The organism is Streptomyces sp. H27-H1, from assembly GCF_026627445.1.
Taxonomy (GTDB): domain Bacteria; phylum Actinomycetota; class Actinomycetes; order Streptomycetales; family Streptomycetaceae; genus Streptomyces.
Genome location: NZ_JAPNLJ010000111.1, coordinates 1 through 4,774, shown reverse-complemented (window position 1 = coordinate 4,774; position 4,774 = coordinate 1). Strand labels below are relative to the sequence as shown.

Annotated in this window: 3 protein-coding genes and 2 pseudogenes; 4 read left to right on the top strand and 1 reads right to left on the bottom strand. The window is 67.5% G+C overall.

Annotated features, from left to right (window positions below; genetic code table 11):
• Window positions 1-1,398: 1,398 nt before the first annotated feature.
• From OTB20_RS41725 to OTB20_RS41710, 4 genes and pseudogenes are all read left to right on the top strand, one after another.
• Window positions 1,399-2,631: a hypothetical protein gene (locus tag OTB20_RS41725; protein WP_267825122.1), complete on the top strand. Its 1,233-nt coding sequence runs from the start codon at window positions 1,399-1,401 to the stop codon at window positions 2,629-2,631.
• 23 nt (window positions 2,632-2,654) lie between these two features.
• Window positions 2,655-3,338 carry a response regulator transcription factor gene (locus OTB20_RS41720; protein ID WP_267825121.1) on the top strand — a complete coding sequence of 228 codons (684 nt, stop codon included), beginning with the start codon at window positions 2,655-2,657 and terminating at the stop codon, window positions 3,336-3,338.
• A 115-nt stretch (window positions 3,339-3,453) separates the two neighbouring features.
• The gene (locus OTB20_RS41715; RefSeq protein ID WP_267825120.1) at window positions 3,454-3,621 is read left to right on the top strand and encodes a hypothetical protein; all 168 of its coding nucleotides are present in this window, start codon (window positions 3,454-3,456) and stop codon (window positions 3,619-3,621) included.
• 98 nt (window positions 3,622-3,719) lie between these two features.
• Window positions 3,720-4,157, top strand: a pseudogene (locus OTB20_RS41710) (IS5/IS1182 family transposase); the annotation flags it as partial.
• Here the strand turns inward: OTB20_RS41710 and OTB20_RS41705 are convergent.
• Window positions 4,069-4,368 (bottom strand): annotated as a pseudogene (locus OTB20_RS41705) (Mu transposase domain-containing protein); the annotation flags it as partial. The pseudogenes OTB20_RS41710 and OTB20_RS41705 overlap by 89 nt on opposite strands.
• Window positions 4,369-4,774: the final 406 nt, after the last annotated feature.

The following is a 4,774-nucleotide window of genomic DNA, read 5'->3' as shown; positions in this document are numbered from 1 at the left end:
GGCCACACGAACATCGCGGCCAGCCTCCGCGAGATGTCCTACGACTGTTTCCGACGACCCCTCGAACTCCTCGGCCTCTCCTGACCAGCAACGATCCAAGACCAAAAGACTTTGCAACAGCCCTGCCATCTGGGGCAGCCGGACGGGGTCCTGGCCCTGGACGAGACGATGTTCCTGAAGAAGGCCCGCATGTCGGCGGGGGTGGCCCGGCAGTGCGCCGGGTTACCGGGCAGATCGAGAACTACCAGGTCATGGTGTTCTGCGCCTGGCCACCGGTACCGGGCGGGCCTTGATCGACCGACCGGCTGCGGCTGCAGCGCCGTTCCAGCTCGCCTCACCCGGTTCCTCACCTGGGCATTTACCAGCCGCATCGTCCCGCATACGCCGCGATCCCCGCTGTGGTAGCCGCAGCGATCGCTCGCCACGGTGTGGACGGCGCCCAAGTACGCCACCGCCGAGGACGCCCATCTCGTCGGGGCAGAACGCCAGCGGCGCGAGCGCGAGCCTGCTGTCCGCGCTAGCGGGACGAGATCCGCCCCAAGAACGCCCTCTCCCGCGCGAAGGCCCTGGGCGAGCCACCCGTGGCCGAGCAAGCCGCGACGCCCATGCCGCGAGGGCGCGGGAGGTCGCCATCGGCTTCCCCCCGGCATCGACCTGGCCCTGGCGAAACTCGTCGACGAGGGGCACGCCTGCGGCATAACGGGGATACCGGAGAACGGTGCCACCACCGCCGTCTTCGACCCAGACCGGCGCGTCCGCAGCCAGCCACGCCTTCTGGCTCCTGGCCGGACTCCTCCTGGTCTTGCGTGGCCAGACCAGCCAACGGGCTTCGAAAGGGCCATGAAGCGGACCAAGTGCAAGCCGATCGATCGACGGCCACGGAACGGACTTCTCGACAGCCCGCCCTTCGGCCCCGCCCACGTAATGCTCGCGCGTGCCCTGCACCACCCGCCCCGGCCGCCGCCAAGCTCTTCCGCGTTGGCGGGCAGATCTGCGGCCATCTGCCCAACCTGCGCGAGCAAGGTCGGTCGGCGCCGGAGACGACGTCGCGGGATGCACGCCGCCATCCCCCCTATCCCCTGATGAGGGGATCTGCCGTAGTCGGTCTTCCGGCCAGGCTGGGTTCATTCGCACTCCGGGTGTTTCCGCACACGCTCCCCGTCCCGCGGTCGGCCGCGGCCTCAAGGCGAGTGTCGGTTCCCCAAGCGGGTCTCAGACCACCACCGCGCAAGCGCGCCGTGCGCCGGCAGGCGCCTTGGCCCCTCTGCGCTCTTCGTCCGTGTCGCGGCCCAAAAGTGGGCCGGGCCATGATTCTGGGAGGAGTCGCCTGTGCGTCACAAGACGGGCCGTCTTCTGCACCGACCGCAGCGTTCACGACGTCCTTGCGGGGGCTGAAGCATGGCTAGCACTGGCTTCGAACCCGGCAAATCGCAAGTGGACCCGCCGGGTCTGATCACCGACAGCCCTTCTCTCCTACCCGATATCTCGTCCGAGGACGAGCAGTCGGGACGGATCAAACGTTATGGCCTTATCGCCTGGCCGGGGCTCGCGGTATACGGGGCGAGCGCGGCCCTCCACCTGCTGGTGCTGGCACTGATGACCGGTCCCGCCGGCCACGGCGTCCGTGACCGGCTGCTTTCCTGGGACGGCCACCTCTACACCTCTATAGCTACGCACGGCTACCCTCACAGTTTCACTTACACAGCCGAGGGAGTACTGACCGGCAACAATCTGGCGTTCTTCCCCCTGTTCCCGCTCCTGAGCCGGGGCGTCCACGAACTGAGCGGCTTCGATTTCGGCCTCGCCGGCGTCGTGACCGCCCACCTCGCCATCGCCGCCGCACTGGTCGCCGTCCATCAGCTGCTGACCCGGCTGCACGGCCCCCGTATAGCCGCCATCGGGATCGTCCTGCTGGCAGCGGCGCAGCCCATGTCCATCGCCTTCTTCATGGCCTACAGCGAGTCGCTTTTCCTCGCCCTGTGCGCGGGCGCCCTGTTGGCCGCGCACCGTAAGGCCTGGCTCACCGCCGGCGTCCTTGCGTTCCTGGCCGGTCTGACACGGCCCGCGGCCCTCGCGATCACCCTGGCACTGGCGGTCGCCGCCGTCATGTACCTGCGGGCGGAACGCCGTTTCAAGTGGCGCCCCGTGGCGGCCGTCATCCTGGCCTGCACCGCGACACCCGGCTACCTGTGGTGGGTGGGACACCGCCTGCACAGCCCCACCGCGTGGTTCCAGATCCAGCAAGCCGGGTGGGGGACACACTGGGACAACGGAGAGTCATTCCTGGACTACCTCCGGCAGACGCTGACCAGTGGTGACGGATGGGTCGCAGTCAGCACCGCAGTCCTCATCCTGGCCCTGCTCTGCGCCACCGCCATCGCGTGCCGCCGCACCACCTGGCCACCCCTCCTCGTCTACGGCATAGCCGTGACAGCCCTCACCCTGGGCCAGAGCAACTTCTACCACTCCAAGCTCCGCCTGCTGATCCCCGCGCTGATCTTCCTCATCCCCGTCGCACGGGCCATCGCCAGGACAGGCAACCGCACCACCGCCCTCACCCTCGGCGCGGCAACCCTGTTCGGCTGCTGGTACGGCGCCTACATGCTCACCGCCTGGCCCTATGCCATCTGACTACCAACTTGGAAGCCCTAGTCATGCATCGCATTCTTCTCGTAGATGACGACCCCAGCATTCGTGAGGGGCTCGAGCTGGCCCTGCGCCGACGCGGCCTCGAAGCCCGATCCGTTTCGAGCGGAGAGGCAGGGATCGAGGCGATGAGTACCTTCCGCCCGGATCTGCTCCTGCTCGATCTGATGCTGCCCGGCATGAACGGCATCCAGGTCTGCCGTCAGGTCCGCAAGACCAGCCAACTGCCAATCATCATGTTCACCGGACGCGGTGACGATTTCGACGTCACCATCGGGCTGGACGCGGGTGCCGATGACTACATCATTAAGCCGGCCCGCGTCGAAGTGATCGCGGCCCGGATCCGCGCCGCGCTACGCCGCGCCGAAAGCTCAAACAGCGGGCAGCCGGCCACCGAGTTCCACGGCGAGCTCACCATTGACCGCCCTATGCTCGCCGTCGCCAAATCCGGGCAGCGTCTCCCGCTCCCGCCTTCCGCGCTCAAGCTGCTCCTGTATTTGTCCGCTTCGCCTGGGCAGGTATTCAGCAGGCAGCAGCTGCTGGCGCATGTGTGGGAACACAGCTACTACGGCGATGCACGGCTGGTCGACGCGTGCGTACGCCGGATACGCAACAAAATCGAGGACGTACCGCGCAGTCCCTGCTACATCCAGACCGTGCGGGGCTTCGGGTACCGCTTCGGACCGCTGTAACGCCCCCGACTGCAAGCCTGATGCCGGCAGGATGCTGCCCCTCGACGATCCGTGCGACCTCGTCACAAGACCCGGCGCCGTTGCCTGCGACCGCACCGGAACCACCGGCGGTCTCATGCCAGTCGCGCCCACCGACGACACCGCCCTGGGCCCACTGAGCGCTCTGGCCCAGTCGACGGCCAAAGCGGCGCACTGGACGCCCATCGAGCTCGGCAAGGTGGCCGCGACGCCCGGCACGGCACCTGACCATGTTGTCGGACCACGTAAGACCGACCGGCAATAGGCAGCCGCTGTCGAGTGATCGAGCGGGGTGGATGCAGCGCGGGCACGGGTCCGCGCGATCATGGAGTTCTCTACGCTCAGTGATCACGAAGGACGGCCGTGCCTGCGCTGCCATTTTGCCTGCTCGAACCCCTCTGGGACCAGTTCGCTGCGCTCCTGCCCGCCCGCCGAGAGTTCGCTGCTGACCACCCGCTGGGCCGCCACCGGCGTCGGATCGCCGACCGGACGGTCTTCGAGCACGTCGTCCTCGCGCTGGTCCACGGCTCAGCCTACGAGCGCAGCTCCACCCCCGGTTGCTCCCACCGCACCATCCGACGCCGCGTCAAACAATAGGCTGAACTGGGGATATCCGAGAAGGTCCACGCCCTCGCACTCGAGTCGTACGACCGCATGCCCGGCCTCGGACTGAGCGAGACCTCGGTGGACGGCTGTATCACCAAAGCCCCCTCCGGCGGCGAGAAGACGGGGCGGTCGCCAGTCGACCGGGGCAAGCAGGGGCTGAAACGCTCGGTCGCCTCCGACGCCTGCGGTGTCCCGCCTGCTTGGCCCAGGACCGCTGGTGACGTGCGACGACTTGGCCGTCGCAGAACACCGTCACTTCCTCGGGCGAGGCGCTCACGTCAACGAACCGGCCGATCGCCTGTGGGTCCACGGAGTAGTCGACGGTGTCAACACGGACGTAGTAGTCGCGGGCCAGGCGGATCCGGTTGTTCAGCCCGATCGGCGGGACGACGGGCGGCAGCGGGAGCGGCGGATTCGCGTGATCGTCGCAACGTTGCAGGTTTCAGGTGTCAGGGCGGCAGTGAATGCTTGTGCTGGGGTCTGCCAGCCGAGGGCAGGGCTTCGGCGTTCTCTACGGGTGTCCGGTTGATCACGTGAGTCCGAAGAGTTGAAGTGGCCGGGACGTATTCCGGCCTGCCCGGCGGAGTCCTGCGGCGATGCTTGGTGTGCCGGCGGCGCGGAGGGCTCCGATCGCGAGGTTCCGCCAGGTCGCCATCGCGCGAGGCGCGTTGCCTGTCCGTAGCTGTGAGAGGACATTAAGTCCCTTTATTCATGTTTCGAGATCGCTCGATCGTGTGGTCGTTCGATGTACTGACGTGCTGGCCGGGATGTGAGTGATGTTGTGCGGATATGGAGAGACCGGCGTATCCGAG

Bases quoted from the DNA above. Each gene is read 5' to 3' on its own strand.
- OTB20_RS41725 (WP_267825122.1), top strand. From the start codon at position 1,399: ATGGCTAGCACTGGCTTCGAACCCGGCAAATCGCAAGTGGACCCGCCG.
- OTB20_RS41720 (WP_267825121.1), top strand. From the start codon at position 2,655: ATGCATCGCATTCTTCTCGTAGATGACGACCCCAGCATTCGTGAGGGG.
- OTB20_RS41715 (WP_267825120.1), top strand. From the start codon at position 3,454: ATGCCAGTCGCGCCCACCGACGACACCGCCCTGGGCCCACTGAGCGCT.